This is a genomic window from Pseudomonas sp. GP01-A4, assembly GCF_058780865.1.
In genome coordinates this window covers 1-16,843 of the sequence record NZ_JBYSWF010000037.1, presented here as the reverse complement: position 1 = coordinate 16,843, position 16,843 = coordinate 1, and the positions used below count along the sequence as shown (strand labels likewise).

Genomic DNA, 16,843 nt, shown 5'->3' with positions numbered 1-16,843 from the left:
GAGGTTCAAAAAACGCTGATTCGGTCGAAAAGCAGACCTTTCCACTATTTAATTCATGATTTCCTCTAATCGCGCTGTTTCAGGGCGATTGGCCCGCATTACAGGCGCACCTCTCCTGCATTCAACAATCGTTTCGCACCATCCACAAGTTCGACAAGGCGAACATCGTCGTCTGTTGAGCGATGTTTTTCGTCTGACCACGAAAGCGCACTTTCGTATAGCCAAACTTGCGATTGATCACTCGAAATGGATGCTCAACCTGGGCTCTGACTTGCGCTTTCGCATACTCAATTCCGTAGCACACTGCCGATCACCGTGTCTTTGCCATGCTCTTTGTACGAACCGGGCCGTGCAGAAATCGACCAGATCATCTTGCGATCCTGGTGTTCCTGGCGCTTCTGCACCCCGGTATAACCGGCATCGCCACAGACGTGAACTTCTTCCCCCATGAAGCAGTTGATCCACTTGTGTCACGTCTGCCCCGTTGGCAGGCGTACCGACAACGCTATTAACCAAGCCCGAATCCGCATCTACGCCAATGTGGGATTTCAGTCGGGTAAAGCAGGAGTGTTACCACTCCTGCCTCCCCTAAGAACCGTACTTGAGAGTCAGCCCTCATACGGCTCAAGCCTTCCAGTAGCCTGAGTGAGACCGGGCTACCTGACAATGCGCTCTTCGGCGCTCAAGGTAAGACGTCCATGCCGGATCGAACGGGTTCGCTGCACTGCATATTTTGATATGCCGAACTATCGAAACACTGACTACAAGGCCGACCTCGAACAAGGTATGACCGAAATCGGCTGCATGGCCCATGCCCGTCACAAGTTCTTCGACCTGCATGATGCCAATAGTTCGAGGAGTCAGGTCCGCTTCATCGTTGTCGTCGAAGCAGGCACCTCGGCGCGGAACAAAGCAATGGCCGCAAACGCTAGAACCAGCTCAACAGCCGCGAAAACGGCCAGCGCCTGAGTGAATCCCTGCCGCAGCAATTCGCCGAACACCAGGCTGCCCAACCCGAAGCCGACGAAGAGCATGAAGACGTTGAGTCCCATCGCCTGGCCCGGTCGCTGCGCGCCGATCGACGTGACGAGTCCGGCGAACAACGGCTGGGTCATGTCGTAGCCGAGTGACAGCACCGTGATGGCCGCGGCGGCCGCGAAAAGCGGCATGTCGGCAACTAGGGCCGCCGCGGCGATCGCACCGAGCGCCAGTCCGAGCGGAATCAGCCTGCTGCGACCATATCGATCCGCCGCACGGCCAATGGCTGGTCCGAACAGAAATCCGGGAATGCCATAACCCAGCAGCGCGAGGCCGATCCCAACGGGTCCCAGTTCATAGTGGCGCTCCAGGTACAAGCCCAGCCAGGTGAATACACCAGAGTGAAAGATGGAGTTGACGAAGACGTATGTGTAGGTGCGCCTACCGCGCGCCGTGCTCAGGAGGTCGCGGTAGCCGCGAAACAGTGCGCCGAGGCCGCCGCCAACGCTCTGCAGCGCGTTGGCAATAATCTCGCGGTGGGGCAGCAGAATTATTAGCATCATGAGACCGATAGCGCCGACCGAAAGAAACAGCCCTTGCCACCCGACGTAGGGTTCGAGTAGCGCACCGAAAGTAGAGCCGAAGGCCATGCCGCCGGCCATCGCGCCGAAGATCCAACCCAGCGGGCGACCGCGTTGCTCATAGGAATAGAGCCTTGCGACGAGAACCAGCGCGAGCGGCACCACGCCGCTGGCGCCGAGACCGGTCAGCAGCCGCCACAGCACAAGCTCCTGAACCGAGCGAGCGGTGGCGGTCAACGCAGTCAGCACCGCGAACGCCAAGAGCGACGCGGCCATGATGCGCCACAGGCCCAGCCGGTCAGCCAACAGGCCATAGACGAGCGTCGCGATGCCGTAGGGAATCAGATAGGCGGGCACGATTAGGCCAATCTCTTGCGGAGAAACGCCGAACACCTCCGACAGCCGAGGGATAATCGGCGCCACCATGAACGCCTGGAAGAAGATGACGAATGTCGCCAGAGAGAGCATGCGAAGCACGCTTTCACGCGGATCGCCGCTGCGTTGTACTTGAGATGAATTCATGTGATTCGATGCCTATGTGAACGAGTAACTGCTTAGGAGTCCGTGCCATTGACGACTTCGGTTCACGCGTGCTGCACGACGTTGGCCATTGGCGGCGGTTTGCCGACGTTGAGGATCGCGTCGATGAACAGTGACGGGCAGCCCCACAGCGAATTGAAGAAGATCGCCGTGACGCTTACCGTCGTGACCCACACGGGATAGATCAGTCCGGATACAGCGTCGCCTGCAGGTTTTTCCGGGCCTTGGTGACATAGGCGCGTGCCACCGGCACCGCCGCCATTGCCACCGGGTTGAAGCTGAAGACCAAGCCTGCCAAGAACGCTGCGATGGCCGCCGCCAGACCGCCCTGCTGGACGAGTTGCAGCCACGATTCAGTGTCCATTCAGTTTCCCTGCGCGCGCCGTCAGCTCGGACACGAGCTGTTGAGCAGTCGGCAGCCTAGTGAACACGAGTGCCCCGTCAATCGCGACAGCCGGAACCGTGAGAACGCCCAGCTCCACCGCGTAGTCAATGTTCTTAACGATGTCGATCTCGCTCCAAACCGCACCGCCAGGAAACGCTGCGAGCACGGTATCCTTGAGGTCGCGCCTGGACGCGCTGCAGTTGCCGCATCCATCAGCATAAAAGACTTCGATCTTCATTGTTCAGTTTCCCTGGTCACATGATTCAGCGCATTCAGGATGGGGCAGTCATCAAGCGGGTGCGAGTCGTGGACGCAGTCGTTGATCAGCCGGTCGAGTTCGGCCGACATTGCTCTCATCAGTTTGATCTTGGCCTCCAGCGCCAGCTTCTTTTCGATGGCGAGCTTGCGAACATCGGAGCAGCAGGCCGACGCTTGTTGCGGAAGCGCCAGCAGTTCGCGAATCTCGGACAGCGTGAAGCCGCATTGCTGCGCTTGCCGGATGAAATGCACCCGTCGTGCCGCGTCCTGGGGGTAGAGACGGTAGCCGTTCTCGCCCTTTGCCGGAGGCGGAATCAAGCCCTCGCGCTCGTAATAGCGCAAGGTATTGGGGGTGGTGCCTGCAAGCGTTGCGAGTTTACCGATCGTGAGCATGGGAGGACTTGCTCCAAGCAGGGACAAGGAAAGTGTAAACCTTAGTCCTAAGGCCAAGGTCAAGTGCCGCGCGATGACCCTGTGGGTGGTGCTGTCTGGTACACCATCGCCCGGACGGCCAGATCGCAGTAGGCTTCGATCACCGCATCAGTCATAGCGGCGTCGGGCGGTGCGCAGGCCTCGATGGCGGACAGGACAATATCGGCCACCATCAAATCGTTCTGGCGAATCGCCTCTCTGTAGGCTCTCAACAGGAGCCTTTCAAGATAAGTCGTTCTCATGGTGAGTCCCTCGGTAGCACACACTGTCAAGGTAGTGGTTGCCACTGAGGGAAGGTCAAGTGGGGAAAACAGGACCATTTTTGGGTCACGGGTCGCTCTACCCATAAGTAGCGCATGACTAGACTGATCCGGACACACCACAGCCGAAGCTGCGCCTCACCCCCTTCGGGCCTTTCGAGAGCGGATGCGGCCAGTTCATCACACAGACTTAGAGCTGATAATCAGGAGCTAGCTCCACTAAAGGGCTCAGCTGCTCGTAAGTAGAGTTCAAGCAGGAACTTAAAGCTACGAGATCATCCTGTAGCCGCTCGGCTTCCTGCCAAATACTGTCCACATCGGCTGTGGGGATGGATAGAGGAGCACCCTCCAGCACCGTCAGTGCCATCGCGTGCAGGCGTAAGAGATCATCTCTAATGCTACCGATCCCTCCGATTTCAGCGAGGCAGGCATCCAGACGTTCGACCATCCGAAGCACTTGAGAGGTGTCGTAGCGCTCGCGCAAGGTTTCAAGAGCCTTGGCATCGACTTCCCCATAGGGCGTCACTCGAAACGAAGCAGGTGGAATGTGCATCAGTTCGTCTCCTCATGCCCACGAATCGAATCCGCAGCCTGCTGGAAAATGGAGTCCTTGATCCAGGGCTCCGGGGGGCGCTTGAGGCTGAGATTGAATTCTCCAAAGCGTTTGACGTTGCTGGTCAGGTATTGGCTGTTACTTCTTGGCGCAACTCACGGTTGCCGATCCATTTGAGCAGGAAAATTGTCCGGATTACACATCCCAGCTCCTGCGCTGCATGGTAGAGCTTGTTGCGCCGACTGTAAGAACCGAGTTTGCGCAGCAGCATTGGAGAAGATATTTTGCCAGCCTGAATCGACAGGGCCACCTGCATCAGATCCTGCCAATGGGTCTCTATCTGGCTCCAGTTGACGGTGTCCGTGAAGAGGCTGTTGATGTGCTTGTACTTTGCCGAGCGATCGGGCCGATACATGATCAGGTTGCGCCAGTTGCGGATGCGAGGCATTAGATTGATGCCCAGCAAATGGGTGAAGGCAAATACTGTGGCGGACTGGCCTTGAGTGTCTGAATAGGCTGTCCGCTCCAGAGAGGCCATGGAATTCTTCCCTCAAGAAAAAGCAAAAGCTTCAGCATAGACGGCTAAACTCGGGACGAGGAAAGGCAACACAGGAAAAAGTTAAACCTAAGCTATATCATAAGGTTACAGGACGAATGTCCTAATTTTCCTTTATCTCGGCATAACCCCCTGTCAGAACGAAGCGCGGTCAAGTGGAATGGCGGGGGCCCCGCCGAAGGTGGGTTCCGCGTCCGCAGGACCGCCGCAGGCGTATTCTGCTTGACGGTGCGCAGTGACCCCCAGTCTGCGCCGGTGTGTGTGGGATAGCTTCACCACCCCGCGCAACCGAGGCCTGGGCGACCCCAGCGCGTTGACAAGGGCCGCGCCCTTGGTGTTGCTTTGTTCTGCCGTCCAGGGGGCACCCCTGGCTGCCAGCGGCGATCCTAGTTCTGCTCAGCCAACACCTTGTTTCGGAATTCACCTGCGCGACTGATGGAAACGCCGGCGAGTTTCGCTAACAGGCCAATTGGGATGAGTCCGATCAAATGCTGGTACCGGGCCAGTTTTGAAACCCGCTGATATGGAGTCGCCCCTAAAAACTTCTGCCGCTGTTCTACAACGGCAAAGGGTACGCCCACGGCGCGGCTGATCTTCGCCGTTGACATCGATCCGAACAGAGATTCGTAACCGAGCCACGGACCGACATAGTTTTTTAGCCGGGGCGTTGCTGGTTCCTTGGGTAATGGTTTAGCAGGGGGACGGCCCAAAGTTTCACGCCAGTTTCGAACCGTTGTTTTTGAAACGCCTGCGAGATCGGCCACGTCCTGGTCATGCACGATGCCCAAGAGTGGCTTGTAGGGCCGCAACGGATGGTTGACCGGGAAACGCTTTGGCTTTGGGAGTGAGGGCGGTCCTGGCTTGGCCTTGACCCCTAAAGATTTGCGGTATTGATCAACGCTGTAGGCAGAAACCCCGCAAAGGCGCGCTACAGTGCGAGTTGATTCTATGCCCAACAAATGCCGGTAGGGCTCGATGGCAATTCTTACATTCCAAGCTTCGATATCGAATAGCTGACGCCGGTAACGAATTACGTTTTTTTTCGTACCGACAAGCTGAGCCAAGTCCTCGTCTCTCATGGTCCCCAGCTTGCAGTCATACCATCTGGCCTGGCCTATATTCTTCCAATCAGCCATAAAATCCTGTCATCTAAATGCGAAAGGTTCCGGCAATACCGGAACCCATATTCTCATCACAATTCAAAAAATCATCTACACGCCTGATTTACCTGCGCTCGCTCCGTCCAGGGCGGAACGCTGTTTGCGTTCCAGCGCCTTACCGTCCAACACCGTGCGCGGCTTGATGGACTCGTTACGTTGACGCTCTCGCGCCTGCTGCAATGACAGGGCTGTGGATTTGTCGTAACGGTTTGCAATGGCGGCAGGCAATCCGGCTATTGAGTCCGTATAGATGCGCGCTTCGTGTCTTGCCCGGCTGATGGCCACGTACCAAAGGTTTTGTGAAGTCGTCCGGCTTTTCGTGTTGATGGAGATCATCACTCGATCATTTGTAAGACCTTGGGCGCTGTGGACGGTAGCGGAATAGGCGTGCTCTAGATGCAATGGCCGATTAGTTGGGAGGGCAACTACCCGTTCTGGCGTGCCGTCTTTCTCTTTGAGGGATGCCAGCTCGATGACGCCATTGGCATTCCCAACAACCCGCATTCGGTCGCCGTTGGTGAGATCCAGTTTCTGATCATTGCGGGTGATCCGCACCAGATCGCCAACGGAAAATTCTGGTTTCTCAAGGTTGTACACGCTGAGCTTGGTCAGCTTCCGAGGATTAAACTCAACGCGGTTCCCGTTCTTGTCTTTTACCACCAGCACGTTTCCGGGCAGGGCCTGGTCAACGGTATACAGCTCCCCTCGGGACAGGCCAGCCCTTATGTAGTCCTTCTCGGGTTGTACGACCATTCCCTTTTTGTAGCTTGGTGCGTACCGGCGTTCGGCCTGTGTGGTGTCGACTCGGTTGAGCGTAGCCAGCTCTTTGCCCTTGCCTACAAGCCCAAGCGACTCCCTTGTCATGGTGTTGATCTGTTTGCGGTCCTTGTTCGTACCGGCGACGATCAATACCTCTTTACGTTCTTGCGGCGTCAACGACATGTAGTCACGAACGATGGCTTGGTGTCGTTGGCCAGGTTCCCGGAATTCTTCAACATGATTGACATGCTCAAGTGACTTTCCCGGGTTGCCATCAGCCGCATGCTGAACAGCAATTTTTAGTTCCTGGTTCTTCTGTCGCTGAATTTCCTTGATCCGCGCAGTTTGCATACCGTTTTGCTGCAACTGGGCGAAGGGTTTGCCAGCCTCGATAGCCTCTGTTTGTTTGGTGTCGCCCAGCTGGATCAGTCGGGCACCGGACTGCTCAATGAGTCGCATCAGCTGCTCCATCTGACGGGCACCGACTACACCAGCCTCATCGAGTACAACGATTGTCCGCTCATCCAGCTTCTTGTCTTTGGTATGGAAAAAACTAGCGAGTGTGTGAGCGTCCAGCCCTTCGTTTTTCAAAGCGGTTACTTGGTTGCCGTAGGGGGCCAAAGCGACGACACGAAAAGCCGCATCGGTCGTTGTCGACCGCTCGGTCATGGCGTTGTTGACTGACTCGATCAACTTAACAGCGCGATCAACTGAGTAAGTTTTGCCGGTACCGGCGTCGCCCTGGATGCCAACGAATCGGTTGCTCGTACTAACGATCACTTCCACGGCCTGATACTGGCCTGCAGATAGTGTTGAGCCCTCCAGTGCTTTTGCTACCTGCTCTTTGCTCAACAGCGGCGCGACTTGGCCACGTCCGCTGCGCTCGATGGCAAGAATCGCCTTTTCACGTTTCAACGCCCGCTGAGTGGTGTACCGTTTTTCAACTTCAACTAAAGAGCCACGGCTGATCGCCATCTTGACGTACTGCTGGGCTTCCTTTTCGCTCCAGCCCTTTTGCTCTTTCAGCAATGCGCGCCATCCTGCAGGTGACAGCGCGGCCCCCTCCGTACCAGTGGCCATCCTGTAGGATGGTGGCGACTCGATCAGTGATCCCTGTTTCACCAGACGCTTGATTTCATCGTCGACTTCGGATGGCGAAGCCAAGCCAACGGCGCGCCGTAGTGCAGCTGTGCGCAGATCTGACTCGCCGACAACCTGCTCACGTTCGGTCAGATGGTTTATGGCGTATTGCACCACTGCCTGGCCTGGGGTGATGCCTTCCGGCAGATTGTGTTCTGCATGGATGCTCTCTGAGCGCCTGCCGTACTCGCGGTTATCAAGCTGACTGCGGCCGCCGAACTCGATACCTAGATCTCTCGCCTTGGTGACCCAGTATTCCTTGACCAAATGACGGTCGCGCTCGTCTTTGCGTGGCCTGGTGGCCATCGCAATGATCTGCTTTTCCAAGGCCGTGGCGTTGCTCCGTGTTTTGCCGTCCTTGGCCAACGCTTCCTCGATCACCTTGGCCCGACTCGAAAACGCCTCGATCTGGTCCCTCGAAATATGGGCCAGCTCGAAATTCCCTTCTTTGTCTAAAACCCGGATTTCATAGCCCAGCTCGCGCAGCTCCTTGGCCAGCTCGCCCTTGTACATGGCGTCAATCTGCGGTTGGATCTTGAAAATATCGTCGTTGTGTATTGCTCGCCACTTACCATCCTCACGCCGTGTCGCGTTCATGACTACGGCGTGGGTGTGCAACTGAGGATCTTTGGCGCGGCTGAGTTCATGCCGAAATTTACCAATGATGAGATTGCCCGTTCGTTCGAGCATGGACTTGCCATGTTCTTTTCGGCGGGCCTGCGCCAGTTTCTCGACATGCTCCATCGCTTTGGTCACTGCGCGGTCGTGCGCCGCGACCACGTCCTTGTCACCGGCAATCAGAGCCTGCATCGAGACAGATTTTGGAGCTGAGAAGGTCAGATCCAAACCCATCCGGCGATTACCCGTTTCCTTATCAAAGGTCTTGGGCATCACTTCGCCGTTCGGAAGCTTGCCGTCAAAAAGCTTGGCCAGCTCCTTCTGGTCGATTGGCCCCTCCAGTCCTAGAAGCTCGGCGCCAATTCCCTGCCATTCACCGGGGGACTCTTTTGCGTAGTAATCGTCTGCAGCTGTGTAGTAGCCAGCTGCAGCGTACTGGTTGCTCCCCTTGATAGAGGTAACATTGAACATGGCTACCTCGTTACGCGGCTTGACCGGTGATCATGATTGCCTGGGCGCGCTCTTTGTAATCGATGTACGGCGTCTTCACCTTGGTGATCGGGAAGTCTTCACCGAATTTCACGTAGGCGACCAGATCTGGAAGGTTGGAGATTTCAGACGCCTGAACCACCGGCTCATCCCGCGTGACTTCCTCGGTCCTGGTCAACTTGCCCGCGGTGTAGGATTTCCGCCAGCGCTTCACATCGTGAGAGCCGAGGATTTCGCTGGCCATGCCTGCGTTCTTGGCGTTCGCTGCAGCGAGAATGACGTAGTTTCGGAAGCACGAAAGCAGCGTTTCCGCATCGTCACGGCCATAACTGGCGTTGAGTTGGGACCAATCCTGCAGACTGCCGACCATACGCAGACCATGTTTCCGCCCTTTGGTCGCCGCTGGAACAAAGCTTTCCAGCTTGCCGAGGGACTGCAGCTCGTCGAGGAACAGCCATAGCCGCTTGCCTGTCATGGGCTCAGAGCTGAGGATCGTTGCGCAGATGGTGTCAATCCACGTGGCCACCAGCGGTTTCATGGTGTCACGCATGTCCTCCCGCCAAGTGATGAACAGATTGCCGGCATTCGGATCGTTCACCCATTGATAAATGGAAAAATCGCCCTTGCTCATGTAGCGCAGGGGACGAATGTATTTGTTCATCATGAACTGGATGCTGGCGATTGCCTTCTCTGCGTTGTCGCGGAAGTAGCCCTCGGAGTCCGTGTTGGCCAGGAAAGCGCGGATGGTGTCGCCATCCTCCCGCACCAACAAATTCACCAACGTGTCTTGGTTCGGGTTGTTGGTTTCTTTCAGCTTGCGCATGGTGTCGGACAATACGTCGCGTGCGTACGCGCACCACTGTTCGTCACTCGGGTCGACCTGGGGTGGAATTATCGACTTGGCCATCCGGTTGAAGTCATGGATGCCCCGGATCTCATTGAAGATCGTCCAGCCAGCGGAGCGAGCGTCGAATGGGTTGAGAATGTAATCGCCTTTGAAACTGAATTTCGAATAGAACGTGCCGTTCGGGTCGACAACGGCCATCCGATCACCACGTTTCAACGCCGAGGCGATCATGCCTTCCATCGTCACGGACTTACCGGCACCGATAGAAGCGCAGATCATTGTGTTTCGATCTTCAAGGTGCAAAGGCATAGGCAGCTTGCCAATCATGATCGGATCAGACTTTCCAAGCCCCCGTTTTTTCCGCTCGCGATTGGTCTTCTCGTTGCGGCGGCGCACCTTTGCCTTGACCGTATGCCAGTTCTTTATCTCCGAGCCCCGCAGAAATTCTTGGTACTGCTCGCCCCGAAACCCATCGTCACAATACTCGTACAGGTAATAAACCAGCGAAGCGGCGACTGCTGAAGTGGCAATTGTGGCCCCCAGTACAATCGGGTTGTGCCAGCCGTTGTGAAGCGTTTCTTTGAACGCTGCTGGGAATGGCGTCAACGGCATCTGCGCCAAATAAACGCCTGCTGCCCATCCAGCGATCGGCAACCCGAAACCGGCTGTCATCACTGCAGAATCGACTTCTCTTTTATGCATTGTCCTCTCCTGATAGACGTTCGATGTCGCTGGCCAGCTCTGGCAACAGCGTACTGATCAACTGATCGGCATCGGCCAGATGGCTGAGTTCAGCACGCAATTGGTTGACCTTTCCCTGCTGCAAACTTTGGCGCAGCAAGTAGACGGCAATAGTCAAAAGGGTTCGATTTTCCGCCTGAGCCTGGCTGACGTTTTCGAGCAAACCAAGCATGCGTTGCTGATCTGCCCAGCTGTCCAAATCGGTCTGTCGGCCACCCGATTTCTCGCTGGCCAGAGCCCTGTCACGCACGAAGGTAGACAAGTGTTTGTAGCCCGCCAACGCCGCCGCTTGCTCTAGCCGAGCCTCTTGGTCGTCGTTCAAACGTATGGGAAGTGTCTTCGCCACGGTGGTCCTCGCTGAGCCATAAATGGGGCATATTCAGGCCTAACGATAACTGCCGAAACTGCGTATAGCAAATGTAATACATAAAAAGCTTGATTTTGCTGGTTTAAATTGTACTTTTGTAATACATATGTATAGCGCATAAAAAAATTGATTTTGCTCTGTAGGCCGCGCACAGCGCGGCTTTCACCTCCCGCTAGGGGGGTGCGTGTTGTGTATTGAGACTTTGACCCTGTTAAGGGGAAAAGTTGAAGCTCTTGTTAAGGGCGTATCCACTAGTCAGGCCGAAGGCCGTAGGGGGGTAGCACAGATGGTATGCAGAAAGGGTGCAAGAAGGGTGCTACAAGAGAGCAGGAAGAGTGCAACTTGACTACAGGTAGGGGGCGAGTAAGATGCACATAGAGTGCAATAGGGGTGCAGATAGGGTGCAAAATGGCCGACAAAGATCTAACGAATGCACTGATGGCGGTAGGGCCTGAGTCAAAGGCAGCGAAAATACGCCAGGTGATGCCATTGATTGAGCAACAACTGAGTGCGGGTGTACGTCGCCAAGTGATCCTGGATGTGTTGAAAGAACAGGGGATCGAACTGAGCATGGAGACGCTGAAAAGTTATCTATATCGGTATCGCAAAGCGCAACGACAAAACCCCGAGAAACAGACCAAAACGACAAGCCCAATGCCAAGCATGCAACCTGTGATTGAGCGAGAGGCACCAGAGAATGACGGAGGTGTATCGTACGGTACAGATGCAGACTCGAAGGTCAGCCAAACGGCCCCGTTGGGGCCGAGTGAGCTGAGCAAGATTATGAATCCTGGGGACGATCAGAACGCCTCAGATCTGGCCATGTATGAGAATGCAGGCCGTCGAAAAAGGACGCCAAAATGAAAATCGCAGTTGTCAATTTCAGCGGTAACACCGGCAAGACCACCTTGTCCGATTCGCTCCTGTCGCCACGCATGGGTGGCGTACGTTTCGCAGTAGAGACGATCAATGCCGGTGCATCGGATGATGCCGCCGAGATCGAGCGGCTCAAGGGTCGCCAGTTCGGTGAGTTGTCGGAAATTCTCATGACGGAAGACAACGCCGTGGTCGACGTTGGAGCATCCAACGTCGAGGATTTTTTCAAGTACATGGGCCAGTTTGCAGGATCGCACGAAGAATTCGATTTCTTCCTGGTGCCCACGGTATCCGAGAAAAAACAGCAAGCCGACACGATCAACACGATTAAGACGCTGGCCGCGCTGGGCGTTCCGCGCAGCCGGATTCTGGTGGTCTTCAACAAGGTCGAGATCGACGACGCGGACGACTTGCCGCACACCTTCGCAGCGCTGATGGGTTTCCACGAACTGGAGAAGAAATTCACGCTCAAGCGTGATGCGGTGATTTACTCGAACGAAGTGTTCGAACGCCTCCGGGCTTTGAAAACCAGCATCGCCGCTGTGGTGCAGGACACCACGGATTACCGCGAGCAACTGCGAGCCGCGCAAGATGACGCCGCAAAGGAACAGGCCAAACGGATGATCTCTGTGCAGCGCCTGGCAAAGTCGGCCTGGCAGAACCTCGATCAGGTGTACGCCACGCTCTTTGGAAAGGGGAAGTAAGCGATGGCCAAGGACGCTACGACAGCGCGTGAAGCGATGGTCGGGCAGATGATGGAAGATTTCGACGCGCTCGTCCGTCGTTTGGAACAGGTCGACGGCGAGTTGGCGGCGAAGATCTCCGAGGCCGTGCGCGATGGCTCGGGTAAGGCTCTGCTCCAGTCGCAGATGAACTTCGAATCCATGATGGAAAAGGAGCGCAATGCACTGATCCTTGCCGGGCGCGAAGCGGTCGCAAGGATCGGTAATGAGATAAACCGGAGTTCGGCCAATCTGATCACTGCGCAAGCGCAGCGCCGCGCCGTGGGATTTTGCGCAATGCTCATCGGCGCCGGTGTGGTCATCGGCGCACTTCTCATGGTTGTAGGTCAGCAGCTCGGACTGTTCGGTTGATCGAGGGGGTACGTCCCCCTTTTTTTGGGGTGTATCCTGTATAGTACGATACAGGATATGCTTTCCCACGAATTACACCCTCCCCGCCGCTGGTAATCAGGCTTTGGGGTTTTTCTCGCATGCGAGAAAGGAGTCCTTATGTCCGCAACGCCAAGTCAGCAGCTTTACGAAGAAATTGAAGGGGCCTACGACTGGTTCAATGAAAAGTTGTTCGGCGGGCAGTTGCCCGGCTGCATTTTCACCCTGCAGCGAAAAGCCAACACGTTTGGGTATTTCTCGCCGTCGCGTTTCCTGCTCCGGAACGGCGCGGGAAAAAGCGATGAGATTGCGCTCAACTGTGCGTACTTCGCGCATCGTCGGATTGATCAGACGCTTTCCACGCTTGCACATGAACAGGTTCATCAGTGGCAAGACCACTTCGGCACGCGATCACGAAGCGGCTACCACAACCGCGAGTGGGCCAACAAAATGAAGTCCATCGGACTGATGCCGTCCGATACAGGTGAGCCAGGTGGTAAGCAATGCGGCCAGCAGATGACGCACTACATCATTGATGGTGGGCCATTCGCTGTTGCATGCCAGGAACTGATTGAACAGGGCGGTATGCTTTCTTGGATTGACGTGGTTACCCAAAGGGTGGCCATGTCAGCGACCCAGCTTTATGGGCCTGATGGAAAACCCGTCGAACAGCCTGTGGCTGATCCGACGATAGACATACTGGCGCTAACCTCGGCGGGGTTGCTGACACCTGCCACAAACCCCGAGGATCCGAAGAACAAGCGCAAATACACATGCCCGAGCTGTCATTTGAATTTGTGGGGTAAGCCTGGTTTGAGCGGTCGCGTGCAATGCGTCGACTGCAAGGTGCTGTTCGTGGATTCAAAAGAACTGGTGGAAGTCCCTGCAGATCCATCACCCAGTTGAGCCGGTCGCAAATGTCTGACGTTTCAGAATGAACGTCAGTTGATTGCGGCTGGCCGCTGCCGGTCAGGCGACGTATGAGCTGCGGATCCAAGAGCGCAGCTCTTGGTCGCCGAAGGCTGCTTTTTCGCCGTTGGGCTCACGCATGAAAAATCGTCCAGCGAGCGAGGCCCAATAAAGGCCAGAGCGAGCGGTGCAGTTATCCACGGTCCAGGCGCGCTCTTTGCCTGGGCGGTGGGTAACTGCAGGACGATTTCCTGAGTCGTGCGCAGATCTAGGACGTGAGCCCAGCGGCGACCGGCCAGGTGGCCGGGGAAAATGGTTGCGGATCCAAGGGCGCAGCTCTTGGTCGCCGAAGGCTGCTTTTGCGCTGCAGGAGCTCACGCACGAAAAATCGTCCAGCGAGCGAGGCCCAACAAAGGCCAGAGCGAGCGGTGCAGTTGTCCACGGGCCGGGCGTGCTGTTTGCCCGGGCGGTGGGCAACTGCAGGACGATTTCCTGAGCCGGGCGCTGATCTAAGCCGTGAGTTGCTGCAGCGCCCGGCCGCAAGGCCGGATGGTTTTAGATCCACCGGGAGAAAATCACCTGTGCCGTTACAGAGCAAGCGGAGCGCGCAGGCCGAAGGCCGGAGGCGTGAGGATGGAAGCCCGAAGGGCCAAGACCTGGCGCGCTTTTGGCCAGGGCTTGGTTCACGACAGCCGCCCCCCGAAGGGGGCACGCACAGTAGGGGGGAATCAGGGAGTGGATCTAGGCGGGATTCTTGTTGGCTGCGGGGGCAACCTCTACCCACTGTTTGGCCCCGTTCGAATAATCACCACCTTCGGCAATAAACACTTGGCCATCTTCTAAAACCGCGTACACACCTGGTCGTTCATGGTTAGGGTCGCGCAGTTCGTTTTTCCAACAGAAGGCAGACCGCTCCCAAATACACACGATCCCTCCTGTTTGTTCCTCGTTCTTTTTTCGCCATTCACGGGCGATCATTCGAAGGTCAGAGATTGAGTGTTGCATGCGGCACCTCTTCACGAATCAGTGGAAATTGCGCTATGTGGCGGGTTGAGCCGAGGCCACATGTAGCGAACGATATAGCTCAAAAGTACGCACACAAACACGGCATACCAGAACCATTGCTCACGCAACAAAGCTCGGCGAAAGTCGATCATCGTCATGTTGTCGCCGGCAATGAAGAACGCGCACAGAGTGGAGCACAACGAAAAGCTGAATCCAGTAGCGACCACGCCGAACGCGAGGTGACTGGAAAACGGTTTACTCATAAACAACTCCTTGTAGAAATCTAACCCTGGGCTGGCAATGGAATTGCGGGGGGTGTTGGGGTTAGGCACGGCATCCGGGCCGGGTTTTTCGCAATCTCCGCGCAGTGACTTTCATAGTCGGCTTCGGCGCGATTCTTGGCGTATTTTTGTTGAATCCATCCGGCAACCAAAAAGATGGCCAACCCAACGAATAGGATTTTTTGGCGTCGTGATGTGGCTGTTTTCATTTCTGCAGGTTCCCCGTGTCGATCATTTCGTTTTAGGTTGGGGGTATGGTTTGGCCATTGCCTTGACTTGCTCGGCCAGCTCGGGCGGCAGCCACACCAGCACCGGCACCAGCTCACTGGCGCCCTGCTCGTCCAGGATTGCCCGAACGCGCTTCACAGCTGCGTGAACGGTCTGCTTAGACATGTCCCTAGCGTTGGCCACGTCTTGCGGGCGCTGGCCATCAACCAAGATGGCCTTGGCAATCTCTACCGTAGAGACCGCCAAGCGACGCGAGGCGAATACCGGCGATATTCTTTTCCAGTCCTCGGCGGTGTAAATCGACTGCATGTAGTAACTCCGTTTTTCAGTGGTCAATGATCCGTGGCCACCGCTGTGCGGATCCGGGAACGGATCTCGCTATGGGTAATGACCGGCAGACACAGGAACGACCAGCAATGACCGAAACAACGGGCATACACGCGCACCAAATCGCCGACCTCGGGGGCCTGCAGTATGAATGAATCGCCGGTGTCATCGGCGAAGTAGTCCAGCACCTGGCCATGACTGACCGCAAAATCAAAGCGTGCCTCAGTGATGCGCGCAGGCTTGGTGCCGTTGGCCGCTTCCTGTGCCTGCAGGAAAGCGGTTTGATCGTCAAGAACTGCGCCGGGGTGACGCACGCGAATCTCCGGCAACATTAGCCAGCTGCAGCGAGCGGCCCACATGTTGGGGCCAATCTCGCGGGCGTAGTCAATGATTGTGGTCTGACCTGGTACAAAGAAAACTTTCTGCATGGCGGCTTTCTCCTTGCGAGGTAGGCCGGGCGTGTAGCGCCCGGCCTGGACTTGTTAGGCGGCTTCGCGAATGTGCTGAGCCAGAACCCAAAGGGCGCGATTTAGCTTCACGTCCTGGTCAATGCCGGAGACGGCGCGGGTACTGGTGCGGCGACCTTGCTTGTTGAGACCTGCAAGCCCTCCCTTGATGGTGTTTTCCTGTACGCGGTTGAATGTGGTCCAGAGATCATCGGTGCGATCTTCACGGCGGCGAGGCATGAGCAGCTGTGAAGCTGTCACCGGCGCCGGGCCTTCGGCTGGGTCGTAGCGGTACGCTAATGCAGCCTCGGCGAAAGCGTGTTGCAGCTCGGGGCGAATCTGGATTTGCTTCATGGTTTCGCGCTGATCCTCGATCAGTGCGAATTGGTCCAGCACCTCATATGCCCCCTCGATGACTTCGCCGATCACGTCTTGACGACCGCTGTGACGGACTTTCTGATCCATCGCGGCTTCTCCTAGCACAAGACCGTTAGCGCACACAAAGCGGAAGCAACCGCCCATCATCTGGTAACTGCTGGTGCCGTCGTGGCTGTTGAGCAGGATGATTTCGTTGGCTTCCTTGTCCATGATGTTGGACGCATGGCGCAGACGGATCATGTGTTTGGTGTGCTGGATCTTGTCGGTGTTACGCACGCGGGTTTGGCATGCCATGAAGGGTTCAAACCCTTCTGCGCGAAGCGCGGTAAGCACGTCGACGGTAGGAATGTAGCGGTAGCGATCGGAGCGGCTGTCGTGCGCTTCGACGGCAAAAATGGACGGCGCTACACGCGCGATTTCGTCATTAGTCAAAGGGGTGTTGCTGCGAACCATGCAAGGGTTGCGGAAGCTGCTGGATAGACGCATTTTTGAATCTCCTTCGCGATTTGCCTGGGCGGTTGCCGCCGCTGGTTCCAGGCTGTCTTAGCGGTATTGCTTCGACGTAGAAATTATCGCAAAAGAACGGTTACGAGTCAACTATTAGTACAATCTAATTT

The 16,843-nt window shown here is 56.3% G+C and carries 20 protein-coding genes and 3 pseudogenes; 5 read left to right on the top strand and 18 right to left on the bottom strand.

What is annotated here, in order from left to right; genetic code table 11:
• Positions 1–98: 98 nt before the first annotated feature.
• Positions 99–552 (bottom strand): annotated as a pseudogene (locus AC3WKX_RS20370) (transposase); the annotation flags it as partial.
• 210 nt (positions 553–762) lie between these two features.
• Here AC3WKX_RS20370 and AC3WKX_RS20365 point away from each other — a divergent pair.
• Positions 763–858: pseudogene (locus tag AC3WKX_RS20365) on the top strand (IS66 family transposase); the annotation flags it as partial.
• A 2-nt stretch (positions 859–860) separates the two neighbouring features.
• Here the strand turns inward: AC3WKX_RS20365 and AC3WKX_RS20360 are convergent.
• The 12 genes and pseudogenes from AC3WKX_RS20360 to AC3WKX_RS20305 form a co-directional block, all read right to left on the bottom strand.
• Entirely contained in the window at positions 861–2,081 is a 1,221-nt protein-coding gene (locus AC3WKX_RS20360; protein WP_256579807.1) for an MFS transporter, read from the bottom strand.
• 62 nt (positions 2,082–2,143) lie between these two features.
• Positions 2,144–2,275 carry a hypothetical protein gene (locus AC3WKX_RS20355; protein WP_256579806.1) on the bottom strand — a complete coding sequence of 44 codons (132 nt, stop codon included), beginning with the start codon at positions 2,273–2,275 and terminating at the stop codon, positions 2,144–2,146.
• An 8-nt stretch (positions 2,276–2,283) separates the two neighbouring features.
• Entirely contained in the window at positions 2,284–2,463 is a 180-nt protein-coding gene (locus AC3WKX_RS20350; protein ID WP_173883033.1) for a hypothetical protein, read from the bottom strand.
• Positions 2,453–2,722 (bottom strand): thioredoxin family protein, encoded by a 270-nt coding sequence (locus AC3WKX_RS20345; RefSeq protein ID WP_102605300.1) that lies wholly within the window; start codon positions 2,720–2,722, stop codon positions 2,453–2,455. The genes AC3WKX_RS20350 and AC3WKX_RS20345 overlap by 11 nt, the downstream gene beginning before the upstream one ends.
• Positions 2,719–3,135: a heavy metal-responsive transcriptional regulator gene (locus tag AC3WKX_RS20340; RefSeq protein ID WP_102605299.1), complete on the bottom strand. Its 417-nt coding sequence runs from the start codon at positions 3,133–3,135 to the stop codon at positions 2,719–2,721. The genes AC3WKX_RS20345 and AC3WKX_RS20340 overlap by 4 nt, the downstream gene beginning before the upstream one ends.
• A 59-nt stretch (positions 3,136–3,194) precedes the next feature.
• Positions 3,195–3,416 (bottom strand): hypothetical protein, encoded by a 222-nt coding sequence (locus tag AC3WKX_RS20335; protein ID WP_146013718.1) that lies wholly within the window; start codon positions 3,414–3,416, stop codon positions 3,195–3,197.
• 208 nt (positions 3,417–3,624) lie between these two features.
• Positions 3,625–3,990 (bottom strand): Tn3 family transposase post-transcriptional regulator TnpC, encoded by a 366-nt coding sequence (gene tnpC / locus AC3WKX_RS20330; RefSeq protein ID WP_102605297.1) that lies wholly within the window; start codon positions 3,988–3,990, stop codon positions 3,625–3,627.
• A pseudogene (locus AC3WKX_RS20325) lies at positions 3,987–4,507 on the bottom strand (Tn3 family transposase); the annotation flags it as partial. The gene tnpC and the pseudogene AC3WKX_RS20325, both read right to left, overlap by 4 nt.
• A 422-nt stretch (positions 4,508–4,929) precedes the next feature.
• On the bottom strand, positions 4,930–5,679 hold the full coding sequence (locus AC3WKX_RS20320) for a hypothetical protein (RefSeq protein WP_219730591.1): 750 nt from the start codon (positions 5,677–5,679) through the stop codon (positions 4,930–4,932).
• A 75-nt stretch (positions 5,680–5,754) separates the two neighbouring features.
• On the bottom strand, positions 5,755–8,691 hold the full coding sequence (mobF, locus tag AC3WKX_RS20315; RefSeq protein ID WP_102605296.1) for a MobF family relaxase: 2,937 nt from the start codon (positions 8,689–8,691) through the stop codon (positions 5,755–5,757).
• 10 nt (positions 8,692–8,701) lie between these two features.
• Positions 8,702–10,258 carry a type IV secretion system DNA-binding domain-containing protein gene (locus AC3WKX_RS20310; protein WP_102605295.1) on the bottom strand — a complete coding sequence of 519 codons (1,557 nt, stop codon included), beginning with the start codon at positions 10,256–10,258 and terminating at the stop codon, positions 8,702–8,704.
• Positions 10,251–10,643 carry a hypothetical protein gene (locus tag AC3WKX_RS20305; RefSeq protein ID WP_256579805.1) on the bottom strand — a complete coding sequence of 131 codons (393 nt, stop codon included), beginning with the start codon at positions 10,641–10,643 and terminating at the stop codon, positions 10,251–10,253. Before AC3WKX_RS20305 ends, AC3WKX_RS20310 begins: the two co-directional genes overlap by 8 nt.
• Positions 10,644–11,072: 429 nt before the next feature.
• On the opposite strand from AC3WKX_RS20305, the gene AC3WKX_RS20300 reads away from it, so the two are divergent.
• The 4 genes from AC3WKX_RS20300 to AC3WKX_RS20285 all read left to right on the top strand — a co-directional run bounded on the left by AC3WKX_RS20300 (position 11,073) and on the right by AC3WKX_RS20285 (position 13,558).
• Complete coding sequence (locus tag AC3WKX_RS20300; RefSeq protein ID WP_102605294.1) at positions 11,073–11,528, top strand: TraD protein; 456 nt, start codon at positions 11,073–11,075, stop codon at positions 11,526–11,528.
• Complete coding sequence (stbB, locus tag AC3WKX_RS20295; RefSeq protein WP_102605293.1) at positions 11,525–12,244, top strand: StbB family protein; 720 nt, start codon at positions 11,525–11,527, stop codon at positions 12,242–12,244. Before AC3WKX_RS20300 ends, stbB begins: the two co-directional genes overlap by 4 nt.
• A 3-nt stretch (positions 12,245–12,247) precedes the next feature.
• Positions 12,248–12,634, top strand: coding sequence for a hypothetical protein (locus AC3WKX_RS20290; protein WP_102605292.1), 387 nt, complete (start codon positions 12,248–12,250; stop codon positions 12,632–12,634).
• A 138-nt stretch (positions 12,635–12,772) separates the two neighbouring features.
• Positions 12,773–13,558: a SprT-like domain-containing protein gene (locus AC3WKX_RS20285; RefSeq protein ID WP_102605291.1), complete on the top strand. Its 786-nt coding sequence runs from the start codon at positions 12,773–12,775 to the stop codon at positions 13,556–13,558.
• Between the two features lie 744 nt (positions 13,559–14,302).
• Here AC3WKX_RS20285 and AC3WKX_RS20280 read toward each other — a convergent pair.
• The 5 genes from AC3WKX_RS20280 to AC3WKX_RS20260 all read right to left on the bottom strand — a co-directional run bounded on the left by AC3WKX_RS20280 (position 14,303) and on the right by AC3WKX_RS20260 (position 16,712).
• The gene (locus AC3WKX_RS20280) at positions 14,303–14,539 is read right to left on the bottom strand and encodes an antirestriction protein ArdR (RefSeq protein ID WP_492577158.1); all 237 of its coding nucleotides are present in this window, start codon (positions 14,537–14,539) and stop codon (positions 14,303–14,305) included.
• Between the two features lie 38 nt (positions 14,540–14,577).
• Complete coding sequence (locus AC3WKX_RS20275) at positions 14,578–14,829, bottom strand: hypothetical protein (protein WP_102605289.1); 252 nt, start codon at positions 14,827–14,829, stop codon at positions 14,578–14,580.
• A 249-nt stretch (positions 14,830–15,078) separates the two neighbouring features.
• On the bottom strand, positions 15,079–15,384 hold the full coding sequence (locus tag AC3WKX_RS20270) for a TrfB-related DNA-binding protein (protein WP_102605288.1): 306 nt from the start codon (positions 15,382–15,384) through the stop codon (positions 15,079–15,081).
• A gap of 23 nt (positions 15,385–15,407) precedes the next feature.
• Positions 15,408–15,830, bottom strand: coding sequence for a hypothetical protein (locus tag AC3WKX_RS20265; protein WP_102605287.1), 423 nt, complete (start codon positions 15,828–15,830; stop codon positions 15,408–15,410).
• A gap of 54 nt (positions 15,831–15,884) precedes the next feature.
• Complete coding sequence (locus AC3WKX_RS20260) at positions 15,885–16,712, bottom strand: DUF932 domain-containing protein (RefSeq protein WP_102605286.1); 828 nt, start codon at positions 16,710–16,712, stop codon at positions 15,885–15,887.
• Positions 16,713–16,843: the final 131 nt, after the last annotated feature.

Coding starts and splice junctions, on each gene's coding strand:
- AC3WKX_RS20360 (WP_256579807.1), bottom strand. CDS start 2,081: ATGAATTCATCTCAAGTACAACGCAGCGGCGATCCGCGTGAAAGCGTG.
- AC3WKX_RS20350 (WP_173883033.1), bottom strand. CDS start 2,463: ATGGACACTGAATCGTGGCTGCAACTCGTCCAGCAGGGCGGTCTGGCG.
- AC3WKX_RS20345 (WP_102605300.1), bottom strand. CDS start 2,722: ATGAAGATCGAAGTCTTTTATGCTGATGGATGCGGCAACTGCAGCGCG.
- AC3WKX_RS20340 (WP_102605299.1), bottom strand. CDS start 3,135: ATGCTCACGATCGGTAAACTCGCAACGCTTGCAGGCACCACCCCCAAT.
- AC3WKX_RS20335 (WP_146013718.1), bottom strand. CDS start 3,416: ATGAGAACGACTTATCTTGAAAGGCTCCTGTTGAGAGCCTACAGAGAG.
- AC3WKX_RS20320 (WP_219730591.1), bottom strand. CDS start 5,679: ATGGCTGATTGGAAGAATATAGGCCAGGCCAGATGGTATGACTGCAAG.
- mobF (WP_102605296.1), bottom strand. CDS start 8,691: ATGTTCAATGTTACCTCTATCAAGGGGAGCAACCAGTACGCTGCAGCT.
- AC3WKX_RS20310 (WP_102605295.1), bottom strand. CDS start 10,258: ATGCATAAAAGAGAAGTCGATTCTGCAGTGATGACAGCCGGTTTCGGG.
- AC3WKX_RS20300 (WP_102605294.1), top strand. CDS start 11,073: ATGGCCGACAAAGATCTAACGAATGCACTGATGGCGGTAGGGCCTGAG.
- stbB (WP_102605293.1), top strand. CDS start 11,525: ATGAAAATCGCAGTTGTCAATTTCAGCGGTAACACCGGCAAGACCACC.
- AC3WKX_RS20290 (WP_102605292.1), top strand. CDS start 12,248: ATGGCCAAGGACGCTACGACAGCGCGTGAAGCGATGGTCGGGCAGATG.
- AC3WKX_RS20285 (WP_102605291.1), top strand. CDS start 12,773: ATGTCCGCAACGCCAAGTCAGCAGCTTTACGAAGAAATTGAAGGGGCC.
- AC3WKX_RS20280 (WP_492577158.1), bottom strand. CDS start 14,539: ATGATCGCCCGTGAATGGCGAAAAAAGAACGAGGAACAAACAGGAGGG.
- AC3WKX_RS20275 (WP_102605289.1), bottom strand. CDS start 14,829: ATGAGTAAACCGTTTTCCAGTCACCTCGCGTTCGGCGTGGTCGCTACT.
- AC3WKX_RS20270 (WP_102605288.1), bottom strand. CDS start 15,384: ATGCAGTCGATTTACACCGCCGAGGACTGGAAAAGAATATCGCCGGTA.
- AC3WKX_RS20265 (WP_102605287.1), bottom strand. CDS start 15,830: ATGCAGAAAGTTTTCTTTGTACCAGGTCAGACCACAATCATTGACTAC.
- AC3WKX_RS20260 (WP_102605286.1), bottom strand. CDS start 16,712: ATGCGTCTATCCAGCAGCTTCCGCAACCCTTGCATGGTTCGCAGCAAC.